This window comes from Exiguobacterium sp. s127, assembly GCF_018618695.1.
GTDB lineage: Bacteria > Bacillota > Bacilli > Exiguobacteriales > Exiguobacteriaceae > Exiguobacterium_A > Exiguobacterium_A oxidotolerans.
The window spans coordinates 197,336-219,572 of sequence record NZ_JACSMO010000001.1 but is presented as its reverse complement, the minus strand read 5'-3'; the positions used below and the strand labels follow the sequence as shown (position 1 = coordinate 219,572).

Annotated in this window: 23 protein-coding genes and 1 other annotated feature; of the genes, 10 read left to right on the top strand and 13 right to left on the bottom strand. The window is 47.5% G+C overall.

Annotated elements, in window-relative coordinates; translation table 11 throughout:
- Window positions 1-215: 215 nt before the first annotated feature.
- The 7 genes from KNP98_RS01020 (at window position 216) to KNP98_RS00990 (ending at window position 5,394) form a co-directional block, all read left to right on the top strand.
- Window positions 216-722 (top strand): competence protein ComK, encoded by a 507-nt coding sequence (locus KNP98_RS01020; RefSeq protein WP_088837766.1) that lies wholly within the window; start codon window positions 216-218, stop codon window positions 720-722.
- Between the two features lie 93 nt (window positions 723-815).
- On the top strand, window positions 816-2,660 hold the full coding sequence (locus KNP98_RS01015) for a hypothetical protein (protein ID WP_214810564.1): 1,845 nt from the start codon (window positions 816-818) through the stop codon (window positions 2,658-2,660).
- 9 nt (window positions 2,661-2,669) lie between these two features.
- Complete coding sequence (locus tag KNP98_RS01010; protein ID WP_088837768.1) at window positions 2,670-2,957, top strand: EscU/YscU/HrcU family type III secretion system export apparatus switch protein; 288 nt, start codon at window positions 2,670-2,672, stop codon at window positions 2,955-2,957.
- Window positions 2,957-3,349 (top strand): flagellar export chaperone FliS, encoded by a 393-nt coding sequence (locus tag KNP98_RS01005; RefSeq protein WP_214810563.1) that lies wholly within the window; start codon window positions 2,957-2,959, stop codon window positions 3,347-3,349. Before KNP98_RS01010 ends, KNP98_RS01005 begins: the two co-directional genes overlap by 1 nt.
- Entirely contained in the window at window positions 3,349-4,242 is an 894-nt protein-coding gene (locus KNP98_RS01000; RefSeq protein WP_088837770.1) for a flagellin N-terminal helical domain-containing protein, read from the top strand. Before KNP98_RS01005 ends, KNP98_RS01000 begins: the two co-directional genes overlap by 1 nt.
- 18 nt (window positions 4,243-4,260) lie before the next feature.
- Complete coding sequence (locus tag KNP98_RS00995; protein WP_029331409.1) at window positions 4,261-4,701, top strand: YaaR family protein; 441 nt, start codon at window positions 4,261-4,263, stop codon at window positions 4,699-4,701.
- Between the two features lie 24 nt (window positions 4,702-4,725).
- A complete protein-coding gene (locus KNP98_RS00990) occupies window positions 4,726-5,394 on the top strand; it encodes a DUF2225 domain-containing protein (protein WP_088837771.1) in 669 nt (222 codons plus the stop codon).
- A 44-nt stretch (window positions 5,395-5,438) separates the two neighbouring features.
- Here KNP98_RS00990 and KNP98_RS00985 read toward each other — a convergent pair whose 3' ends face one another.
- The 11 genes from KNP98_RS00985 to KNP98_RS00935 form a co-directional block, all read right to left on the bottom strand.
- The gene (locus KNP98_RS00985; protein WP_204251403.1) at window positions 5,439-5,615 is read right to left on the bottom strand and encodes a hypothetical protein; all 177 of its coding nucleotides are present in this window, start codon (window positions 5,613-5,615) and stop codon (window positions 5,439-5,441) included.
- A gap of 27 nt (window positions 5,616-5,642) precedes the next feature.
- Entirely contained in the window at window positions 5,643-6,029 is a 387-nt protein-coding gene (locus KNP98_RS00980) for a hypothetical protein (protein WP_239456752.1), read from the bottom strand.
- On the bottom strand, window positions 5,993-6,361 hold the full coding sequence (fliS, locus tag KNP98_RS00975; protein WP_088837773.1) for a flagellar export chaperone FliS: 369 nt from the start codon (window positions 6,359-6,361) through the stop codon (window positions 5,993-5,995). The genes KNP98_RS00980 and fliS overlap by 37 nt, the downstream gene beginning before the upstream one ends.
- Before the next feature lie 15 nt (window positions 6,362-6,376).
- A complete protein-coding gene (gene fliD, locus KNP98_RS00970; protein ID WP_088837774.1) occupies window positions 6,377-7,942 on the bottom strand; it encodes a flagellar filament capping protein FliD in 1,566 nt (521 codons plus the stop codon).
- Between the two features lie 19 nt (window positions 7,943-7,961).
- Entirely contained in the window at window positions 7,962-8,318 is a 357-nt protein-coding gene (locus tag KNP98_RS00965; protein ID WP_088837775.1) for a flagellar protein FlaG, read from the bottom strand.
- Between the two features lie 139 nt (window positions 8,319-8,457).
- Window positions 8,458-9,282, bottom strand: coding sequence for a flagellin N-terminal helical domain-containing protein (locus KNP98_RS00960; RefSeq protein WP_088837776.1), 825 nt, complete (start codon window positions 9,280-9,282; stop codon window positions 8,458-8,460).
- Between the two features lie 224 nt (window positions 9,283-9,506).
- Entirely contained in the window at window positions 9,507-10,790 is a 1,284-nt protein-coding gene (locus KNP98_RS00955; protein ID WP_214810562.1) for a methyl-accepting chemotaxis protein, read from the bottom strand.
- A 208-nt stretch (window positions 10,791-10,998) separates the two neighbouring features.
- Window positions 10,999-12,513 (bottom strand): peptide ABC transporter substrate-binding protein, encoded by a 1,515-nt coding sequence (locus tag KNP98_RS00950; RefSeq protein WP_214810561.1) that lies wholly within the window; start codon window positions 12,511-12,513, stop codon window positions 10,999-11,001.
- Window positions 12,514-12,607: 94 nt separating this feature from the next.
- Window positions 12,608-12,844 (bottom strand) — a binding site (T-box leader).
- 62 nt (window positions 12,845-12,906) lie between these two features.
- Entirely contained in the window at window positions 12,907-13,299 is a 393-nt protein-coding gene (locus KNP98_RS00945; RefSeq protein ID WP_214801966.1) for a hypothetical protein, read from the bottom strand.
- A 621-nt stretch (window positions 13,300-13,920) separates the two neighbouring features.
- Complete coding sequence (locus KNP98_RS00940; protein ID WP_029331434.1) at window positions 13,921-14,751, bottom strand: GNAT family N-acetyltransferase; 831 nt, start codon at window positions 14,749-14,751, stop codon at window positions 13,921-13,923.
- Between the two features lie 63 nt (window positions 14,752-14,814).
- Window positions 14,815-15,297: a hypothetical protein gene (locus KNP98_RS00935; protein WP_214810560.1), complete on the bottom strand. Its 483-nt coding sequence runs from the start codon at window positions 15,295-15,297 to the stop codon at window positions 14,815-14,817.
- Between the two features lie 138 nt (window positions 15,298-15,435).
- Here KNP98_RS00935 and KNP98_RS00930 point away from each other — a divergent pair, with 138 nt between their 5' ends.
- On the top strand, window positions 15,436-15,939 hold the full coding sequence (locus tag KNP98_RS00930; protein ID WP_029331436.1) for a hypothetical protein: 504 nt from the start codon (window positions 15,436-15,438) through the stop codon (window positions 15,937-15,939).
- 47 nt (window positions 15,940-15,986) lie between these two features.
- Here the strand turns inward: KNP98_RS00930 and KNP98_RS00925 are convergent, their stop codons facing one another.
- Both KNP98_RS00925 and KNP98_RS00920 read right to left on the bottom strand, forming a co-directional pair.
- Window positions 15,987-17,249 (bottom strand): HAMP domain-containing sensor histidine kinase, encoded by a 1,263-nt coding sequence (locus KNP98_RS00925; RefSeq protein ID WP_214768848.1) that lies wholly within the window; start codon window positions 17,247-17,249, stop codon window positions 15,987-15,989.
- A complete protein-coding gene (locus KNP98_RS00920; RefSeq protein ID WP_088837783.1) occupies window positions 17,246-17,908 on the bottom strand; it encodes a response regulator transcription factor in 663 nt (220 codons plus the stop codon). Before KNP98_RS00920 ends, KNP98_RS00925 begins: the two co-directional genes overlap by 4 nt.
- 131 nt (window positions 17,909-18,039) lie before the next feature.
- On the opposite strand from KNP98_RS00920, the gene KNP98_RS00915 reads away from it, so the two are divergent.
- Together KNP98_RS00915 and KNP98_RS00910 are read left to right on the top strand one after the other, a co-directional pair.
- Window positions 18,040-19,179 carry a hypothetical protein gene (locus KNP98_RS00915; protein ID WP_214810559.1) on the top strand — a complete coding sequence of 380 codons (1,140 nt, stop codon included), beginning with the start codon at window positions 18,040-18,042 and terminating at the stop codon, window positions 19,177-19,179.
- A gap of 183 nt (window positions 19,180-19,362) precedes the next feature.
- Entirely contained in the window at window positions 19,363-22,188 is a 2,826-nt protein-coding gene (locus tag KNP98_RS00910) for a sensor domain-containing protein (protein ID WP_214810558.1), read from the top strand.
- The last annotated feature ends 49 nt before the right edge of the window (window positions 22,189-22,237 follow it).

The following is a 22,237-nucleotide window of genomic DNA, read 5'->3' as shown; positions in this document are numbered from 1 at the left end:
GAGCAAGCTCTCTACCGCTTAGTCTATCAAAAGAAGGAATTATTGACAATTGAAAATTCTGATTAATGCGAATTCATTGATGATTTTAAATAAATAGCGCGATCTATTGCTGTTCTTTTCAAAAAATTACATTGTCATTACAGGTGTAGTATTGTATTATATCGTTAGTAATTACCTATTTTATCCATTGTCCTAATTGAGGAGGATGTAGTCGAATGCGACCATTCCATAATGACGAAAAATACCGAATCACGAAACGGACCGTCGCGATCCTGCCGTGCTATGACATGATGAAACAATCCATCATCGTCCTAGAAGACGGCTCAACAATCATGACCCCGCTTCGTCCGTATCAACTCCTGCAACTATCTTGCAGGCAGTACAACAGTTCCATCGAGGAACGGATCGTCACGGCAAAACGTGTCGCTTCCGTCAAAGGAAAAGTTCCAGTCGTCATCGAACCGACGCTCGGTCTTGTCTTTTTCCCTACCAAATCACCAAAACGTGATGATTGCGAGTGGTACGCCTGGAGCCACATGTCCGACGTCATCGAGGAAGACGGACAAACGAAACTCCAAACTCGTAATGGCATGATCCTTCCTGTAAACGCCTCTCCTTACATCGTCCGTAACCAAATGAAAGCAACTGGCGAGCTGATGGCTCGTTACCAACAATTGAACGCGATGACACTAGAGGAACGCTTTAATTCAATTAAACATTAAAAAAAACGGGTTGGGCGATAATTTCGCTCAATCCTTTTTTGTTTATGCCGATATATAATAAGATGAATAAATTATGAAACAGGAGGTGCCTCGATGAACATCCAGTTGCAACCAAATAGTCCGGCCGTTCCGTCGCCACCGACGACATTGTCCGACAAAAAGACGTATAGTGGGACCGTCCTTGAAAAAACGGGTCCACATACAGCGCTCGTCCAAGTCGGACGCGACCAAATCGAGATGACGTTTACAGGTGACGTCCCAACAGGAGACTTCCAGTTTAAGGTAAAGGGAGCGACAGCAGAAGGCTATTTGATTGAACAATTGACGGATACCCCGGACACAGCGCCGACAGGCTCCGTCAAGACCGATGCAACTGGCATCGATCCGACCTTACTCGACGAATTGCCACAAGAGTTAAAGCAAGCTGTCGCCCGACTGCTTGCGACAGGACAATTGCCGCAAACGAAGGAAACCGTCGCCCGGCTCGTCGCCGCTCTTCAGGGAACGTACAAAGATCTCGTCGTCGCTCTCGTCTCACGCCCTTCCGACAGTGCCTTGCCGACGGACGTCGATGCGTTGATCAGCAGCCTGCTGACTGAAACGGATTCACTCGTCGACCTTTTACCGGAACGTCAGGCCGTCGTCGATAAACCGACACTCGGCACTGCCATCGCGCTCGACGTTGCTCGAACGACCTTGCCGACACAAGCAGACATCGAGCAAGCGAATGCGCCAAGACTTCGGCAAATCGTGAACCACCTGCCCCTGAACGAGCAAGGCGCGATTGTCGAAACGATCGAACGCGGTGCGTTGACACAGGCACGGGAGCAACTGCGCCCGCACTTCCCCGTCACGCTCGAAGCGCCGGAACCGACGAAGCTCGAGCAGTTAACGGCACTGACCGCTGCGCGCCAGACGACGGAACCCGTCCGGTCGGCGTTGACGGTCGTCCGCGAAGTCACGCCACGACTGGCTGAGATGACGAACGACTTCCGGAGTAATCAGCGGACGATCGTCTCGCAACTCAAACAGATTGAACCGCTCGTCGAAGGGCGTCCGGCACAGATGGCACAAGTCATCGAGAGTACGGCGAACCGGCTTCGCCAAACGTTCCAACAGACGGATGCGATGCTCCATACATCGATGCGGGACGAAAAACAATTGATTCAGTGGCTCTCGAAACTGGAGCGCGGTGCCGATCTTGCCGCAACTGGTCGCGGGACGGAAGCAAAAGCACTTCTCCAGGAAGTCCGGATCGGATTCGAAGCGTTCCGCTTCACACCGGCGAACGTCCGAACGACGTACTTACCGGAGCTCAATCAACCGGTTCGTCCTGTCAGCGGACAAACACAGACCTCACAAACACCGAGCCGCCCGCTGCCATATGAACCAAGCCAAAACAGCCCGCGCGTCTTACAGGAGACGGTCCAAAAAACACTCCAACTGCAGACAGCCGAGTTGAAGCTCGCGACACCAGCCGCGAACCCGGAAGCAGCGAAACTGCAAACATTCCTGGCGACACAACAACAAGTCAATAAACCGGATGCCAGTCAACAGCTCCAACAATTGTTGCTCGCCCTGCCCGTCCAACTCGTCGAAGGGACAGCCGGCTTACACGTCCATCTGCAAAATAAACGCCCGGACGAAGTGATTGACTGGGAAAACAACACACTCTATGTCCAGCTTGAGACACCGCGGCTCGGCGATATCGGCGTCCGCGTCGAAACGGTCAACCGGAAGATGCAGATTACGATTGAAAATGATGTGCCGATTCTCGAGCGACTGGCCACCCCGTTCCTCGAGCGGACGACCGAGGCGTTAGCAACGACCGGCTTCCAAGATGTCCGGATTCGCTTCAGTCCATTTACAAAAGAACAGGCGACGCCAGAACCTGTCAAACCGGCAGAGACACCAGCTGGCTACGATTACCGGATTTAAGGAGGAGCCATGTATCAAAAAATTGATTTAAAACATCGAAAATCAGCTGCCGTTCTACGGTATGATGAACATTCAGGCAACGCTCCCGTCGTCGTCGCCCGGGCGACCGGGCAAGCCGCCGACCGGATTTTACAGGAAGCGCGCGCCAGTGGTGTCGCGATTGAACAGGATACATCGTTGCTCGGTCACTTACTCGACCTCGATCTTGGAACGGCGATTCCGCCACAACTCTACGACGTGATGGCCGAATTATTGTTATTGATTGAAGAACTCGATCACGCGAAAGGACGGGACTGATGACAGAACAAGAACTGTTTCAAATGACACCGCAACAATTGACGGAAACGATGCTCCAGGGACTCGTCCTGCAATACGACCGGTCGTTGCTCGCCCGCGACGACAACCGGTTCGATGAAATCAACGAACGGTTGCAAAAAGCGTATCAACTTTTAACGAAACTACAAGCAGGGCTCCATGACGACGGTGGCATCATCACCGGTCAACTCGACGCCCTTTACCAGTACTTAGCAGACCAGACGTTACAGGCCTATCGGACGCCACTCGTGTTAGAGGAACTGCTTCAACTCGCAGAAGAACTGCTCGTCACGTGGCAAGCCGCAAGTCTGAAAAAAGAACGACCGCTCGTCCGGGCGGCACACCATGAACGGTATGAAGGGATGGATTATTAATGCGGATCACCAATAACGTACAGGCACTGAAAGCGTACCGGAATTTAAGTGCTAACCAACTGAACGTCAAGACGACGATGGATAAACTGTCGAGCGGACAAAAAATCAACCGCGGCGCCGATGACGCGGCCGGGCTCGCCATCTCGGAGAAGATGCGGAACCGTCTCAAAGCGCTTGATAAAGCGGAACAAAACGTCCTCGACGGAATCTCGATGGTTCAGACACTTGAAGGCGGCATGAGCGAAACACATAACTTATTACAACGGATGCGCGAGCTCGCCGTCCAGGCCGGCAACGGAACACTGGCGACAGAGGACCGGTCGGCTATCCAGGAAGAAATCAACCAATTGACAAATGAAGTCTCACGAATCGCGCAAACGACGCAGTTCAACGGGAAAGACTTATTGACGGGTAACTTCAGCACGGAAGACAATGCCATCTTCATCCAGACAAACATAGGCGCGAACGAAGGGATTTCCTTAACGATTGACGATATGCGGGCGCAAAGCATCGGCATCAGCACGACTACCCAGCTGAACACCGATGTCCGCAAACTCGATGTCCCAAGCGTCGACGGCACACCCGAATACGCCCTCAGCGTGATGACGGAACAGGACGCGAATGATGCCATCAGCCGTTATACGCAAGCAATCGACACGGTTTCAGCGCAACGGTCGAAACTCGGTGCCATCCAAAACCGCTTCGAAGCGATGACATCCGTCCTCAGCGTCAGTAAAGAAAACTTGACGGCATCGGAGTCGCGGATTCGTGATGCTGATATGGCGCGTGAAATGATGGAATATGCAAAATACAATATTTTGAATCAATCCGGGATGGCGATGATTGCCCAAGCGAACGCCTTACCGCAAGGCGTCTTACAACTACTCAACTAATCAAGGAGGACGACAGCCATGGATATCCGGCGCATCCAAGAAACGAGCCGCCTGCAGACACCGAAGACCGGACCACGCGAGGTCGAGGCGTCGACGACGTTTTCTGCGTTGATGCAAGATAAACGCGAGCATAAAGGCTACGAACGGCTCCAACAAAAGTTGACACTCGTCGAAGAACACGGACAATTGCTCGCCGAGAGCCAGACAATCGAGAACCTCGAGAGCTATAAAGAGAAAATCAAGGACTTCCTAAAAGATGCCCTTGATCAATCGCAGCAACTCGAGGAAAAACGCGGCTTCAACCGGCGCGGACGGACGAAAATCTACAAAGTCGTCGAACAGGTCGACGCGAAGCTGCTCGAGCTGACAAACACCGTCATCTCCGGTGAGTCACGCCGTCTCGACATTCTCGACCAAGTCGGAGAAATCAAAGGGATGCTCGTCAACGTCTTTGTCTAAATCGATCCCGAGGAGTTTTATCTAATGCCTGCTATCTACTCAAAAAAATGTAAATGCCCGTACTGCTTGAAGGAAACAGAAACGAAGCGCGTCTTAAGTCGACAGATCCGTGTCGTGCAGACCGACTTCGACGGTTTCATTCACTATGACGGACCAAACGTCTATTATTACGAACCGGTTCAATGCACCCATTGCCGTTTCATCTTCCATGAAGCGTTCGAGAAGCTCCGTCCGGACGTCCGGGAACGACTGACGACGGACATTCTTCCCGCTTTACCGGTGTTAGCGTTCGCTACGACTGAGCGGACAGCGGAGCAGGCAATCCAGCTTTATAAGCTTTGTCTTTATAGTGCTCAAGTGACACTCCAAAAAGAGAGTATCCTCGCGATGCTCGGCGTCCGAATCGCCTGGTTAAATCGTTTGCTTGCAAACAAAGAGCAGGAAGTGCTCTGGATGGAGCGGTCGGTCGAGAAGTACGAAGCGCTTTATCTCAATTATACCGATGCTGTCCGGACCGGGATTCCGCATGATGTTTTATTATTACGAATTGCCGATCTCTATGCGAGTCTCGAGCGGACAGATGACGCGAAGCAATGGTATAGCCTTATCTTTCAGAGTCAAAAAATATCTGACCGAATCAAAAAAGAGGCACGGGAACACTGGGAACTGTATCGGGAACGGCACCAAATCTAAATATCATAACAAAAAAGGACATCCATACAGGATGCCCTTTTTTGTTACGACTCGCGTCGATATTTTTCTTCTTCATAGACGTCAGGCCCGTCCGAAATCGGGCGTTCCGCCTCTTCCCAAGATTCGGACTCGACGTCCGGTTCGATGAATTGATCGTACGAACCATCTGATCGGTAAAACGGTTTCGGCACGGTACGTTTTTTCTCTTCACGTTTAGTCACGCAAGATCCCTCCCTGGAATAAGAAAGTTACTGACGAGAATCAAAATATGGTGAAAAACTACCTTCGACTTCTTCGTACGGGTCGATATACGATTTCCGGCTGACTTTCGTCTGTCGGAGTTGATTGATTTGTACCCCTAATTTAGCGGTTTCTTCAGATAATTTCAAGTCCAGTTTCCGACTTTCGGCGACAAGCTCTTGAATAACCGCTTGATTGGCCCCGGCAAGCAAGTTCGAATGAGCGGCAATGAACGCTTCCCGTTCATTCAGCAAGTTTTGAATCTTGACGACCCATTCGTCATAAACTTCTTCCTCCGGTGTCTGCTCAAGTAGTTCCATCAAATGTTTCGTCTTCAGGCGCAGCGGATCGAGTGGACTCATCGTTGACGGGCGAGCTTCATCGCTTCTTTCCATGTTTCACGAAATTCTTCCGCGAACCCAATCACTTCGTCAATCGCCGTCACATCATTTTTGATGTTCGCATCAATCAAGCGTCCCTGCATGTAATCATATAAATTATTTAAATCCGTTGATAGAGCAATCGATTTATTGAGCGTCAGTTGGAGCTCCATGATGATGGCCTGCGCTTTTTGAATATACGTGTTTTTATCTTGAATATTTCCTTGTTCGATATTACGTTTCGCCATCATTGCAAACTTAATCAGTCCTTCATACAACATCAACGTCAAGTCTTGCGGCAATGCTGTCGTCACCGAGTTCGTTTGGTACGTCGCATATGGATTCATCGTCAGAAACCCTCCTTATTGTCCTAAGTATGAAGCGAGTGTTGCCGATTGACTGTTCGCTTGATTCATTGCCTGTTCCATCGCCGCGAAGCGGCGGTAATAGGCATTTTCTTTAGCTGTTAATTTGTCTTCCCATGAAAGGATACTCTTATCGACGTCAGCAAGTGATTGGCCGAGACGATACGTCGTCGCGACTGCACCATCTAGACCTGCAACCTGTGATACTTTACTCCGCATAGTAGTTGCAAATACTTGAATTTGACGAACAAATCCATCTAATCCATTAGAATTTTGTGTAAGACTTCCATCTGGATTCGTAACCGGTCCTGGTGCATCCGTCGTAAACAACTTGTAAACTCCATCCGGTTGTTCTTCGAGCATTTTCTTCAACTTCGTTTCATTAATTTGCAATTTACCACCATCACGGAAATCGCCTGTAGTTGTAATTCCAATTTGTGACATATAGTTCAAGGCAATCGTATCCGTTCCTGATTGATATGTATAACCGGTGTCAATTTTTGAAGAAATCGCACTGCGAAACTGGTTCATCCCGCTTTGTAAATAACTATCATTACGTAAGATACCACTACTTGCTTTTTCTTCCCATTTTTTAATTTCATCGTCACTTAATTCTGTTCGTTGAGCATCAGTTAACGGCTGATAATCTCTATACTTTTCTTCATTCACTTTACTATTCATTTTATCAATCATATCGTTGTATTTATCAACGAATTTTTTAATAGAATCAAAATTTGTTTGCACATCAAGTTTTGTATTCAATGTTGTTGGTGTTGTCGATATCTTGTTTAAAGTGATTGTTAATCCATTTTGTGTAAACGTGTTTGTTCGTTGTTCTAATTCTTGACCACCAATTGTATACTTGGCATTTTGACCCTCTTGCCCTAAAGTAGCGGTTTGAGAATTTACTTTCTCTATTCCAGCATTAACATCTACAATCGAAATGTCTGATCCGTTCGGATTAAGTTTTCCTGTATTCGTTTTCGTTAAAACTAGTTTCCCTGTAATTTCATTATAGACTGCATTCATGCCAAGACTTGATTTACCATTAATCGCTGCAGTTAAATCAGAGATTTTCTGTGTAGCATCGAGTGAAATCGTTTCATTAATAGCCGTTCCATCAGAAGAAAACGTATTGATTTGAACATTAATTTTACCGTTAACGTCTGCTTCAAATAAACCACTATCTGTAAGTGTGGTGCTACTTGGTCGACCTGCCGTTGTTGTCATACTCACAGAAGAAGCTGAAGCTAGCTGACCAATACTGTCAATCGTTACACTTCCGGTACTTGCTATAGAACTTGCAGAAACACTTACTATTGATAAATCAGAGCTGGTCACAGTTTTTGCTGTATAGTTTTTAGATAAAATCATATCACTTGCTGCTGTTCGCAGGTCAAGCAATGCTCGGTTAATTTCTCGATATGCATCACGTTGCCACGTCAATGTTTGTTTCTTTTGGGCTAAACGATCGACTGGCGCACGTTCCACCTGCATTAATTGTTTAATCATCGTTTCCGTATCAATCCCACTTGCGAGACCACTTAATCGAAGTACTGCCATCCAATCAGTCCTTTCTAAATTAAACCCGTTTATCGATTAATTGATTAAATTCCATAAATGCAGCGAAAAAATCCAATTCTTTTTTACTTGGAATTTCTTGCACGACATTATCATTCATATCAACGATTTGAATATAAAATTCATTTAGTTTTTCATGTTTTACGAACTTCAAACCAGTCCGTTGTATTTCGAGTTGGGAGTTCGCTTTTTCAATTGCTGTTTCAAGCTTCGTAACATGTTGAGATGTAGGCAAGACGACAACCCCATCTTGCTCTAGTTCTTCTTGGTTCGCTTCAACAAAGACGTTCCGTGTCGCTTCGTATGATAAGACGTTTGCAGGCAGGTGAAGCCGAATCTCCGTATTAATGGAATTCATAGACCAACACTCCTTATTTATTCTCTATGTAGTATATCGGCATTGTACTAAAAAATTATAATAGACATTTTATAAAATACATAAAAAGGTCACGGAACGAGTCCATGACCTTTTTTAGTCGTAATAGCTTAACCTTTGATTAACGGAGTAATTGAAGAACAGCTTGTGGCTGTTGGTTTGCTTGAGCAAGCATTGCTTGTGATGCTTGGTTTAAGATGTTGTTTTTAGTGAAATTCATCATTTCTTTCGCCATGTCTACATCACGAACACGTGACTCTGAAGCAGTTAAGTTTTCAGAAGCGTTGTTCAAGTTATTGATTGTGTGCTCTAAACGATTTTGAAGTGCACCAAGGTACGAACGACCAGACGATACAGATTCAATTTGTGTTTGAACAGTAGTAATCGCACCATCTGCTCCAGCTTGTGTGCTGATATCGAGAGCTGAAACTGCCGTAGAAACAGCACTTAAATCAACTCCAGCAGTAGTGAAATCGATATCAATTGTTTGCGTCGCATCTGCTCCAACATGAATTTTCCCGTTAGCATCTGATCCATCAAGAAGTTGTTTCGTATTGAAGGTAGTATTATCTTTGATACGTCCGATTTCTGAAGAAAGTTGATCGAACTCATCTTTCAATGCAGTTCTGTCAGCAGCAACGTTCGTATCGTTTGAAGATTGAACAGCAAGTTCACGTTGACGTTGGAGAATAGAATGCACTTCGTTCAAACCACCTTCTGCAGTTTGAATTAACGAAATACCATCTTGTGCGTTACGTGAAGCTTGTTCTAACCCACGAACTTGACCACGCATTTTTTCAGAAATTGCAAGTCCTGCAGCATCGTCACCAGCACGGTTGATACGAAGACCTGAAGAAAGTTTCTCCATTGCTTTTCCAGCGTTTGCTGTGTTTGCACTCATGTTACGATGAGCATTCATTGCGTTAAGGTTGTGATTGATAATCATTTTAAGTTTCCCTCCATAGGAATAATTTTTTTGTCTCTTTGAAGATCCTTCTTCTCCGAGATGCGCCCCCTGGCCGGCCCAAGGGTAGCGCGATGGTTGTAGTCGATGACTGCTTCCACTCTATATATCGTCGCCGTGCCGAAATGTTTAACAGTTTCTCTCAAAAAAAATAAAAAAATTCAAAAGAAAAATCGCAGACGGGACTTCCGCCTGCGATTCCTAAATTAGAGACGCGTCGCGCCCGTTTCTTCTTGCAGTTGTTCTGCGACTGAGACGAGCTCTTCCATCGCACCGTTGACTTCACTGAGTGAAGCTGCCTGATGACTAGAAGCCTGTAAGACTTGCTCCGCATGTTTTGACGCTTCTTCGACCATCGCCAAAATGTTCGCCGTCGTCAAACCGACCTGATCAATCTCTTTGTCCGATTTTACGACAAGTTGATCAACCGATTTAACACGTGAATACACATGTTCTGTTGAATGGTGAATCTCTTCGAATGACGACCCTGCTTGTTCGACGAGTCCGACACCGGTCGCGACTTCTTTTTGGACGTCCGTCATTGCATTCGCCGTATCATTGACGAGACGTTTAACACCGGAAATCAAGTCGGTGATTTCTTTTGCTGACGTCGCTGTTTGTTCAGCCAGTTTCTTGACTTCCGCCGCAACGACGGCGAAACCACGACCGGCTTCTCCGGCACGTGCTGCTTCGATCGAGGCATTCAAACTGAGTAAGTTCGTCTGTGCTGAAATGTCACTGATGACGTCCGTGATTCGTGAAATTTCACCTGTCATGTCCGTCAAACGACCATTGAGTGTCGCGGATTGTTCCATCTTACTCGAAATCATATGCATCGCTTCAACGGAATCCGTCGCGAGTGTCTTACCGTTTTCAGCTTCTGTCTGCATGACGGTCGCTGATTTCAAAGCTTGATTCATTTCTTGTGCGACTTCATCCATCGTCCGTTTGACGGCACCGAGTGCATCCATCGAGAGGTACGCTTGATCGACGTTCTCGTTCATCTTCGTCGAGAGCTCCGCCATCGCAGTCCGGATGCTTTCACCTGACGCGTTGCCTTCCTGAACGGCTGCCGCGATTTCTTGGGCAGATGCCGTCAGCTTATCGCTTGAGCTGCCCATCTGTGTCGCTTGCTTGCGGATATGTACTACCATCACTTCAAGTTCATGCATCAATTGATCGACTTCGTCACCACGCTTCGCTTCTTCGAAATCCACATCAAAGTTACCGTTCGCGACTTCACGTGCCGTTTGTGTCGCTTTTTCGATTGCTTTGATCGGCTGACGGAGAATCAATTGAATCAATAGTGATCCGAGAATCGACAAGACTAATCCGATACCCGCTCCAAATAAAATCGCTTGGTTTTCTGCAACGTCGACTCCACGCGAGAGGAATAATGTCAGCTGGGCAGAAATTCCGCCTGTAATGATTGAAATCACGAGAACCCATACAAATAACCGAATCTTTAAATTGCTACGTAACTTACTCATATCCGTAACTTCCTTTCCTGATTCTTTTCTCAACATTCTCCTTATCGGCAAGATATGAGAACGCTTTAATAGAATTGACCTGATTTCAAAGTCGGTTATAGGATTTACTTGTCACAAAATAACAATTTGATTTGTGACAATGACAGATCCACACAAAAAAACCGTCCGCTTCATCATCTAATCATGACAAGGCGGACGGCTGATCTTTTTACTTCCGGTCAATTTCGACGTACTTATACGAGATGTCCGTCCCGACGTTGTGTCGGGCGAGGTGCGTGATTTCCGTGTTTTGCAAGAAGGCGTTTTTGCGTTGGTAGACCGGCGAAATCGCTTGATCGTCGAGTAACAGCGATTCGGCTTGGCTCAAGAGTTCCAACCGTTTATCTTGATCAAGTTCTTTTTCTGCCTGTTGCAAGAGACGGTCATACTGTTTGTTCGAGTAATCCATCATGTTGAACGGGTTACCGGTCATGAACAAGTTCAAGTACGTCGTCGCGTCTTGATAGTCCGGTGCCCAGCTCGCGAGTGACAAGTCGTAGTCCCCTCGTCCTTCACGGGCAAGACGTTCCTTCTTCGGCAGCGGCAAGAGTTTGACGTCGAGGTTTTGACGTTTAAGCGTTCCTTGAATGTACTCACCAATTTTTTTCGAGACGTCATCGTCCTCGATGATCATCGTCAATTCTAGATTTTGCGGTTCGAGGACTTTCTTCGCCTGTGCTTCGTCGAATGATGACGTGATTTGACGTGTTTTATCGTACTGCGGGTCAAGCTCTTGCGGGACGATATAATCGGCCGGTAACGAACCGTTTCCGAGTAACGTTTCCGTCAACGCTTCTTTATTATAAGCAGCGTCAATTGCTTGGCGGGTCTGCTTATCTTTTAAGGCGTCCGTTTTTTGATTCATCCGGATGAAAAACATCCGTGAATCACTGAACGTGTTGTACTCTTTTTTATCTTTATAGTTGATGACGTTTTCCGAGTTGAGCGGTGCGACATCGAGTTCACCTGTTTCAAACAAGTTGATCGCAAGCATCGGGTCCTTGATGATTTTGACGTCGACTTCGTCAATCTTGACTTGTTTTTGGTCGGCGTAGTCAGCATTTTTCGCGAGCGTGTAGCCTTGCTCCGCTTGATACTTCTTGAAGGTGAACGGTCCATTGTAGACATTCGTCTCAGGATCCGTCCCGAACTTGTCGCCTTGTGCTTCAACGATATCTTCACGGACCGGCATGTATGTCCCGAACGTCGTCATGCTGAGGAAGTACGGTGTCGGCCGTTTCAGTTCGATTCGCAACGTTTCGTCATCGATGACTTTCGTTTCTTTGACGGGCTCAAGCAAGTACGCAAACGGGGAGTTCGTCTCGATGACGCGCTCATAGGCATAACGGAAGTTTTCTGCCGTGACGGGTTTTCCGTCAGACCATTTCGCCGTCGGGTCAAGCTTGAACGTATAGACTTTACCGTCTTCCGATACGCTGTGTGACGCGGCAGCTGCCGGGACGAGTTCATTGTTTTCATCGAAACGGTATAGTCCTTCATAAATCTGGTTGAAGATGTTCGACGTGATGGCATCTGCCGGGTCAACCGACAGGAGATCATAACTTTCCATCGTGTGCAGGACTTTCTTTTCGTTTTCATTTGGTGCTGCCTGTTCTGTGTCTGTCGTCGAGCATCCTGCGAGTAGGAACGCCGTGCTTGCCGCCGCGATCAATGTCTTCTTCATAAAAAATTCCTCCTAAAGATAATGTGCGTTGGATGATTCGGCGTTCCTTGACGTAAAACAAAAGACGCCCTCTATGCATAGCAAAAGCTGCTGCATAGAGGACGCCTGTATCCGCGCGGTGCCACCTCTAGTTGAGATTAAAAATCTCCTCTTGTCGCTGGTCCAACAACCAGCTAGCCTTGTAACGGGGGCAACCGTCCTGTCTACTGCAATCGTTCAACAGGCTCTCAGCGGTCCATTCCCTAATCAGCTTACCGCGTCAGGCTCTCACCTTTCCTGACTCGCTTTGTCGGCAGTGTTGACGGTACTTACTCCGCGTCGTTGATTTGTTTGATATGGCTTAACTTGGTCTTTACTTTACACGGCTCGGATTTCACTGTCAATCAAAAGTGCTCAAAACGGATGATCTTCCTGTTTCTCCTGTTCTTTCCGGACCGGACGGGGACGAATCGGTTCGACCCGCTCGACGTGGGTCCGTGTAATAATCCGGTTACCAAATGCCGCGTCAAGTAAAATCGTGATGGCTGCTGCCATGTGTAATAACATCCCGACGACCGGAATGACACCGACTGTCGATGCGACGATTCCGACGATGTTTCCTTTTGAGACATTGCCGGCCCGCGCCGTCAACACCACAACCACGATGTGAAACGCAAGCATCAACCACAACGCGTTATACCCTGACCCGAGAACAATCAATCCACCGAGAATCGGAATCCCGAGGATGGCCTCTAAACCACCTGACACCCACTTCAACGTCCGTAATGATTCCTGTCGATCATTCATGTCGTCGCCTCCTCTATTTTTCCATATATTTAGTATACGACAAAACACGGGAGAGGTTTCAGACTTCCTTTAGATTATGAACTTATTTTTTTACGTGGTTTCCTTCGCTACATGTCCCTTAATTGCTAACAAAAAAGTTTCCGTCGTCCGGGCGCGACTCCTGTGGGAAAAGGAAGGGCTTGTCCCTTCCGTCAGGAACAGGCAAGACCCGGTCGGCTGCAAGTCGATCGCGGCTTGCGTTCCGCCCGAGGAAAGCGCGCCCGAGGACGATAGGAAACGATACTCTATTTTTTAAAATCAGTAAGACCCAAACGCCTATGCCTTTTATAACGATTACATAAACAAGCCCACTCCCATGAACTTTCCATCAAACTGCTTATGCTCCTATCGTCCGGGCGCGACTCCTGCGGGAAAAGGAAGGGCTCGTCCTTTCCGTCAGGAACAAGCGAGACCCGGTCGGCTAAAAGCCGATCGCGGCTTGCGTTCCGCCCGAGGAAAGCGCGCCAGCGGACGATCGGAAACGATATTCTATTTTCTTAGAGAGTAGTAAGACCTAAGGTCTATGCTTGCTATACGATTTCACAAAAAAAGCCCACTCCCGTGGACTTTCGTTCAGACTTCTTATAATTCAAGCACGTGGAACTGATAACCGCGACCGACGACGAATCCGGCATCTTTATAGAGATCCAGTGCCCGTGCGTTATCCGTCTCGACATCGAGTTCAAGCTGCGTTCGACCTGTCCGGAACATCGCTTGGACCATCAGTTTCAACATCTTCTTCCCGTAGCCATTGCCCTGCGCTTCCGGACGAACGGCGAACGCATGGATGCTCGCTTGTGTCTCGGATGCTAAATATGCACGGACGACACCGACCGGCTGACCGTTCGCGACACCGACATACGTGACGCGATCCTCTGTCTCAATCGCTTGATAAATCGCTTCCGCCTCGTCCGCTGTATTTCCGAACGACTGTCCGAGCGTCTCGACGATGAACGGACGGTCCGATGCCGTCGCTTCGCGTAATTCGAAATCAGGATCTGCTTTTAAGAACAATTGCGCTTTTTTCAGCACCATATTGTATTCCGTCATCCGGTACTCTGCCCCAAGCTTGCCCAAGACTGCTTTACCGGATTGACTTGCATCATCAATCACGAACGTAAAGGCTTCCGCGCCCGTTTCGCGCGCTACGCCAGCCGCCGTTTCGACGAGCGATTTAAAAATCCCTTGCTGCCGGTAATCGGGATCAACGAAGACGTTGACTTCCCATTCTGTCGGTAGATACGCGAAGGCTTGCAGGTAGCCAATCAATTTTGAGCCGTCGTAGACAGCAAAATCATTCTCGCCGACATAATCTGCCGCCACCTTCAATTCAATTCCATCATGATCGTTGACACATTTCTCAAGTTGCAAGACATCTGTCGTTTGTAAGACTTTCGTTACTGTAAATTCCATCTCTCTTCACCTCAACCTTTACTATAGCGAACCACTAAAAGAAGCACTAGCAAAAGCTAATGCTTACTGCAGTTTAAATGTTTTCATCATCCGCGGAACGTGATATGTGATCAAGCGTTCGATTGTTTTGTTCCCGACCGCACCTTTAACGGCTTCCGTCGGTTGGACATAATAGTACGTTTTATTGTCCTTCGTCCCAAGATACGTGCCGTACCCGACTTGACGGTCGAACTGTTTTTTCGACAGTTTCTTCGGTTCATAGTTCAAGTTGACGAGCAACTGATCTTTTCCTTTGACCTTATAATAGAGCGAAAACGTTCCACTCCGCGTGACGGTACCGTACTTTGATTTGACTGTTTTGTTTTTGATCAGCGCGACTTTATCTTGCGCGATCGCTTTCTTCAGCGTCTCTGTCGCCTTGACCGAATAACCAAGCTGTTTGTTTTGAACCATCCCTTTTTGATAAGAGACGTTCGTCGCACCAAAGGCCGTCACCGGAATCAGACATGCCCCGATTAATAGTCCTGTCATTGCGATTCGTTTCATGCTGATTCCTCCTTTATGTATGCGATAATAATAAAATTCCCTTTCGTACAATAGGTAAACCTTATTCTCGAAAAAGATTTGACGGAATTGTCTAAATTTCTTACGATAAGAGTAACGAAACGAAATGGGGTTAAAAGGATGGCTGAACAAGAACAATTAACACAAGAACAGCTCGATAATCTGCTCAAGAACTCATTCGCGATGCAGGTACCAATCCTCGAGAAGTTCATGAAAGATACACATGACCGCTATGCACTTGCAACGACTTCTTTCAAACGGGATATGGACGCGATGAAAGAATCGGAATGGCATCAATTCTTCGCCGGCAAATTGTTACCGCACTTCTTCCTCGAGCATCTTGGATTCGGCGCTTCGTTCCGCTTCAACGGACACGATAAAGAAGTCGACCTCCCGGAAAACGTCGTCCCTGTCCGTAATGATGCAGATGACCAAATCGCGAAAGTCGTCCTCGGCGTCGAAAAAGCGATGAAAGACATGCACATCAAAAACCACAGCCTCGTCGCGAAATTTTACCAAGAGACACTCGAACTCGCTTGCCAAATGGGCAGCCGTGTCGGCATGAGTGATGAATTCTATACACTCGTCAAACCGAGTCTCGTCCACGAAAACGAATCAAAATAAGCACTGACAGCCCCGCTCCTCTCGACGAGGAACGGGGCTTTTTTACATTATAGACGAATAAAGAAACACGCTCCGCCTTGCGGACTCGTTCGGACGCCATAGACCAGTTCATGGCTGTCGAGAATCAAACGGCTAATCGCAAGCCCGAGCCCGTGCCCGGAACTGCCGTCTTGTTTGACGTACAAATCCCAAATCGTCGTCCGGTCGGACTCCGGGACGCCACGCCCCGCGTCCTCGACCGTCAATTCAGTCTCCGTCAGCCGAATGATGACCCGGCTATCAGGCGGAGCAGCCGCGTGGGCATTCATCAGGAAGTTGACGAGGACCCGTTCGAACATGTGCCTGTCAACACGACGCGTGACGGACACAGCTTCAGCGACAAGTGCCACTCCATCCTTCGCAAACGTCGCCTCCAACCGTCCGACCGTATCGAACACCAGGTCATCTAGTCGCGTCTCAATCCGTTCGAGCGGCATCATCCCTCCGGCAAGTTTCGAGTAGACGAGCGTCTCATCAATCAATAGGCCGAGGCGATCCGTCTCCTCGATGATGCTGTCCGTGACATCCGGTAGTTCGTCTAGCGGAATCACTCCTGCTGCGAGCGCCTCCGTTTCGTTGCGGATGATTGCGAGCGGCGTCCGCAAATCATGGGTGATACCGGCGATGAATGACTTTTGCAACGTTTCTTTTTGGAGGAGTTGTTCCTGCATCTCATCGACGGCAGCAATCAACTCACCGACTTCATCATTCGGTCGTTCAGGTAGCGGGACGCTTTTTTTTCCCGCTCCGATTTGCTGGGCGACGGACCGTAAGTTGACGATCGGTCGCGTGAACTGTCGTCCCATATAATAAGCAAGCCCTGTCGCAAGCAACAAGGTCACGAGGAGCGCGACACCAATCGCCAAGTAGACACCGTTCAACGCACTACTCGCGAGCGGTGCATTCCGAATCGTCGTGATGACCGTGTCCCCCTCTTTCAGCTGATAGGTCAACAAACGTTGATTCTGAACATCAATCACGTCTTGTTGCTGCAACTTCTCGAGCGCCGGTAAGTTGACCGGTTGCGGTCCTCGTCCACCGAGGCGTTGCGTTTGTCCGTCGATCGTGATGAAACCTTGAATGTCACGGGGAAGCGGTTGATTGCCGTCGATCGCTTCTTGAATGATATTTGCTTCACGTGCGAGTTGACTGTAGCGTTCGTCTTCCGCAAACCGATTGACGAGCACCGCCGTCAAGATAAAACTCAAGCTACCCATGACGAGGAGCGGTGCGACGACCGCCAGTAAAAACTTCCGCATCAATTTACTCATTCCATCGCCTCCAGTCGATATCCGACCCGGTGGACCGTCTTTAACTGTTGTTTGATCGTCGGTAACTTATCACGCAATTGTTTGACGTGCGTATCGACGGTCCGGGTATCGCCACCGAATGTATATCCCCAGACATCATCCAGGATTTGATCGCGACTGAGTGCTTCACCGATATGTTCGACGAAGTATGTCAACAGCTCAAACTCCATCTTCGCCAGACTGAGCGACTGCTCGCCGTTTTTGACGAGACGCGCTTTCGGATCCAGTGTTAAATCACCCAACCGGAAGGCGGTGTCTTTCGGACGCTGGTTCAGCGCCCGCTCGAGCCGAATCGTCAGTTCTTTCAAGACGACGGGTTTGACGAGGTAATCGTCTGCTCCGAGCTCAAGTCCGAATACACGGTCATCCGCTTCACCACGCGACGTCATCATGAAGACGACGGGCGGCATAGCGACCGCTTTAATCGACGGGACGAGCGACCAGCCGTCCCCATCCGGGAGTCGAACATCGACGAGGACCGCGTCAAACGTCGTTTTGCTTAAGGCGTCCTTCGCTTGTCCAATCGACATCGCGAGTGTCACTTCATATCCGTGGTGCCGTAAAAAACGTTCTGTCACGTGTGCTAACTTTACTTCATCTTCAATCAATAAAATATTCATCGTTATCCCTCCACATGCTTAGTGTACCGCCTTTTCTAGCCGATTTGCTTTTCTTGGCAATTTCTTTGCAACTTCCTCACAACTTCGTTTTCGATCCACGCTAACATACAAGGTGAAAGGAGTGATCAACCATGAAATTCAAAAAACAATGGATCACCGCACTTACAATCAGCGCATTAACAGTAGGAGGAGCTTCTGCTCTCGCTGCAACAAATGATAGCGATGCATCGAAAACGAAATCCGAGCGTCATCACTTCGAAGGTATGAAAAAAATGGACGTTACAATCCTCTTAGATAAACTCGGCATCACAGAAGACGAGGCACAAACAGCACGGGAAGCGAAGACATCGATCGCTGAGCTCGCAGAAGAAAAAGGCATCTCGTTCACCGACTACAAAGCGGCTGAACTTGCAGCAACAAAAGAACAACTCGCTAGTCTTGTCGCCTCAGGGGATCTTACGAAAACACAATCCGCTGATATGTTAGAACGTCAAACGGAGCGCTTCAGCAAAGTCTCGAGCTATGACGAATTGAAAGAACAGCAACCTAAAGGGCAACGTCACGGTAACAAGGGCGGTTTCTTTAATAAAGAACTCGTCGCAGACGTCCTTGCCGCACTCAACTTAAATCAAGAGGACTTCGATGCTGCAAACCAATCACTCGCCGCGTTCGCGAAAGCCCAATCAATCCAGTTCGCCGACTACAAAAAAGCGGTCATCGCCTCACAATCAGAACAACTTGACCAATTCGTCAAAGACGGTAAGATGACGGAAAAACAGGCGACGACGATTAAAGAACGGATGACGGAAGAGTTCTCAGACATGACGAGTTATGACGAGTTGCCGGATCGGGAAAAACAAGGACAAGGCAAACGTGACGGCGGAGCACGCGACGTCTTCGGTGACACGACTGCAACGGTCTTAGCGAGTCTCAAACTCGATGAAGCGCAATTCGAAGCTGCCGATCAAGCACTTCCTGAATTTGCGGAAGCGAACAATATCGCCTTCGACGACTTCGAGCAAGCAGTCCTCACCGCTCAAACGGCTGCAATTGATGCGAAACTAGCAGACGGTTCCATCACAGAAAAACAAGCGACGTCGATGAAGGAACGGATGCAAGAACGTGCGGATCAGGTCTCAAGTTATGACGACCTTAAGCAAGGACCACGCGATGGTAGACAAGGTGGTCGTCACCACGGAATGAACGAAAAGAATACGGATCAATCAACGGACCCGAATGCAAGCGAGACATCTGTCGATCTTGCCATTTAATCCATTCAAAAAGAACAGGTGCTTCTGTACCTGTTCTTTTATTTGTTTTTTGATATTCCGATTCTCTTTTTTTGAAAAAACAGTCTATTTTTCGAACTTTAATTGCAATTGTCGCCACTTAGAACCGATACTAGAAATAGGATTACAGATTCTTGAATTACATTCTAGTGAGGAGATATAGCTATGACTTTTTTCGACGCTATGCAACGACTAAGTCGTTCATCGACATCCCCTCTATTCATTGGTGGATTAGAACTCTCACATCCCGATAGCGCAGAATTCTTTTTCCATCAAAACGCGGATGCGATTTTCTTTTTTAACCATCTTGGTGAAATCATATATTTCAATGAAAAATTGCCTGCAATGCTTGGGTATTCCACGGAAACACTGTATGAACACTTTGGAGTATTTAATCCCCCTGAACAAATTGATGCAGTCACAGCATTTTTTGAACGTGCTCTTACAGGAGAGACCGTTCACTACACCGCCCAAGGCCTCCATAACGATCATTATCGGCTGACCTTAAAGATTACGAACATGCCCATTCTTCAAGATAATCGAGTCATTGGTGTATACGGGATCGCACGTGATATCACTCGAGAAAAACAACTTGAAGAAGATGTTGTTCAAATTCGATCACAGCTCGAACTAACGGAACACATTCCAGAACTTGTTGTCTTCCATTACGATCCTTCTACGAGGAGCATCGAACATTCCGCCTCTTTGATGAATTACTTAGGCGTTTCATCTGACGAGTTGGGGACATTATCACGCGAACAGTTACATAACCTCATTCACCCGCGCGATTTTGACCCGCTTCTGTTTAATATGGAGCGACTCATTGATTGTGAAGTGGAGATGTTTGAACAAGAGGTTTCTGTCTTAAATGCCTCAAACGGATATCAATTATTACGCTTAAAAGCATTTCGCCGCCCGGAAAACAATGAACTAATTTCCGTTATCCTGTATGACTTATCGGAAGTCAACGAAGCGCGACGCCAATTAACGCTTGAACGGGAACAGACACGTGAAATTTACGAAGCGCTTGATGCAGCCATTTCGCAAATCGACCCTTCTACTGGCCGAGTCCTCTTCCACTCCCAGGGGTTTCTTCAAATTTTTGAAGAATTGCCAGAGGATTTGTGCTTAAGTCAAAAATGGCTATTCGAGCGAATAGACGAACGGGATCACCTGGCGATGAAACATTTTATCCAACAACTGCTTTCTGGAAAATCCGGAACGATTCAATATCGTCTCCGCTTTCCAGATGGACGACGGAAATGGATTGAAGATCAACAGTTACCTGTTTTCCACCTGGATGGGAACATTGCCTATTCAAACAGTATCATGCATGACATCACGCTTCAAAAAGAGTATGAGGAACGGCTGCAGCAACTCGCATTGATTGATGCAATCACCGAATTGCCGAACCGTCAATTATTAACGGACACCATTGAGGAATGGATGAAGAACGATCAATCTTTCTCCGTTCTTTCGGTTTCCTTCAACCGGATTTCTGAAATCAATAACGCGTTCGGCCATGCATCCGGTGATCAATGGTTACAAGCGACGAGTCGCATTCTGTCGATCACTAAACCGGAAGAAGTATTCCTTGGCCATCTTGGGGGAGATGAGTATGCCATGCTCGTACCCTCCAGTTACAGTGATGACATTACTTCCTGTGCGGAAAAACTGCTCGCACTCTCGGCAAATCCGATTTTGATTGAACCGTATGAATTGTTCGCCCGTATTTCTGCTGGGGTTAGTCGTTTCCCGGGAGACAGTCAGGATGCGATTGAACTGCTAAAACATTCCTACACTGCCTTACGCCGTTCACGACGGGAAGATCACAGTACGTTTCATCATTACGCTTCGAATCTTGACATCGATTACTACAGACGTTACCGACTCGAACAAGACTTACACTATGCCATTGAACGCAACGAGCTATTCCTTGAATACCAACCGAAAGTCGATAGCTGGACCGGAAAAATCATTGGACTCGAAGCTTTAATCCGTTGGCAACATCCAGAATGGGGACGGATTCCGCCAAATGACTTCATCCCCCTTGCTGAGGAAAGCTCACTTCATCTTGCAATTGGCGACTGGGTCATTGAGACCGCATGCCAAGCAATGAACTCTTGGGCACGGGCCGGTTCAAATCTTATTCCAATTTCAGTGAACGTCTCACCAAAACGTTTCTTGATTCCCGGTTTTGAACATCAGATTGAGCAGGCATTGCTAAAATACAATTTATCCCCTCATTTATTTGAACTCGAAATCACGGAAGCAGCACTTATTATGGAAGACCCGAACACGAACCGTATGCTCGAACACTTAAGTCACCTCGGTGTTCGAATTGCATTGGATGACTTTGGTAAAGGTTACTCATCGATGGTTTATTTACAGCGATATCCGATTGATGTCGTCAAGATTGACCGTCAGTTTGCAACGCACATTGCTGATGACGCAAAAGCACAGGCCATTGTTAAAAGCATTCTTTATATGGCGTCCGTCTTCAATCTTTCCGTCGTTGCAGAAGGTATTGAAACGATACGACAGCTGGAAACGTTCCGTGCCCTCAATTGTCCGAACATTCAAGGATATTTGTTCAGTCGTCCTGTTTCAACAGAAATCATGCAAAGTTATTTGTTACGGGAAATTTTGTATCCGATTGAATCCTGCGCCCTGACAAGTGAAGGTACTCCCAGTTTTTCGATTGAAGGGAAAATTAAGATGTTGACGCACCATGAAATGGCGCTGGATTTCGATTATTCGGACATTCATGCGCATCAGACGGATACACGCCACCTCTATTTCACAACAGAAGTCCCGCTGCCTTTAAACACAGCGACCTTCGAAGTCCGTTTATCCGAAGGGTTACAACTTGTCAGCTGCACACTGACCGTCATCGGTTTCGAACATGGACAATATATCGGTGCCTATACGAACACTTCGGAAGCAGAACTCGTTTTACGATTTTTCCAATCAATTCGACCGTTTATCTAATTATTCGCACTAAGGTTGCTCTCGCATGCCTTAGTGCTTTTTTGTTATA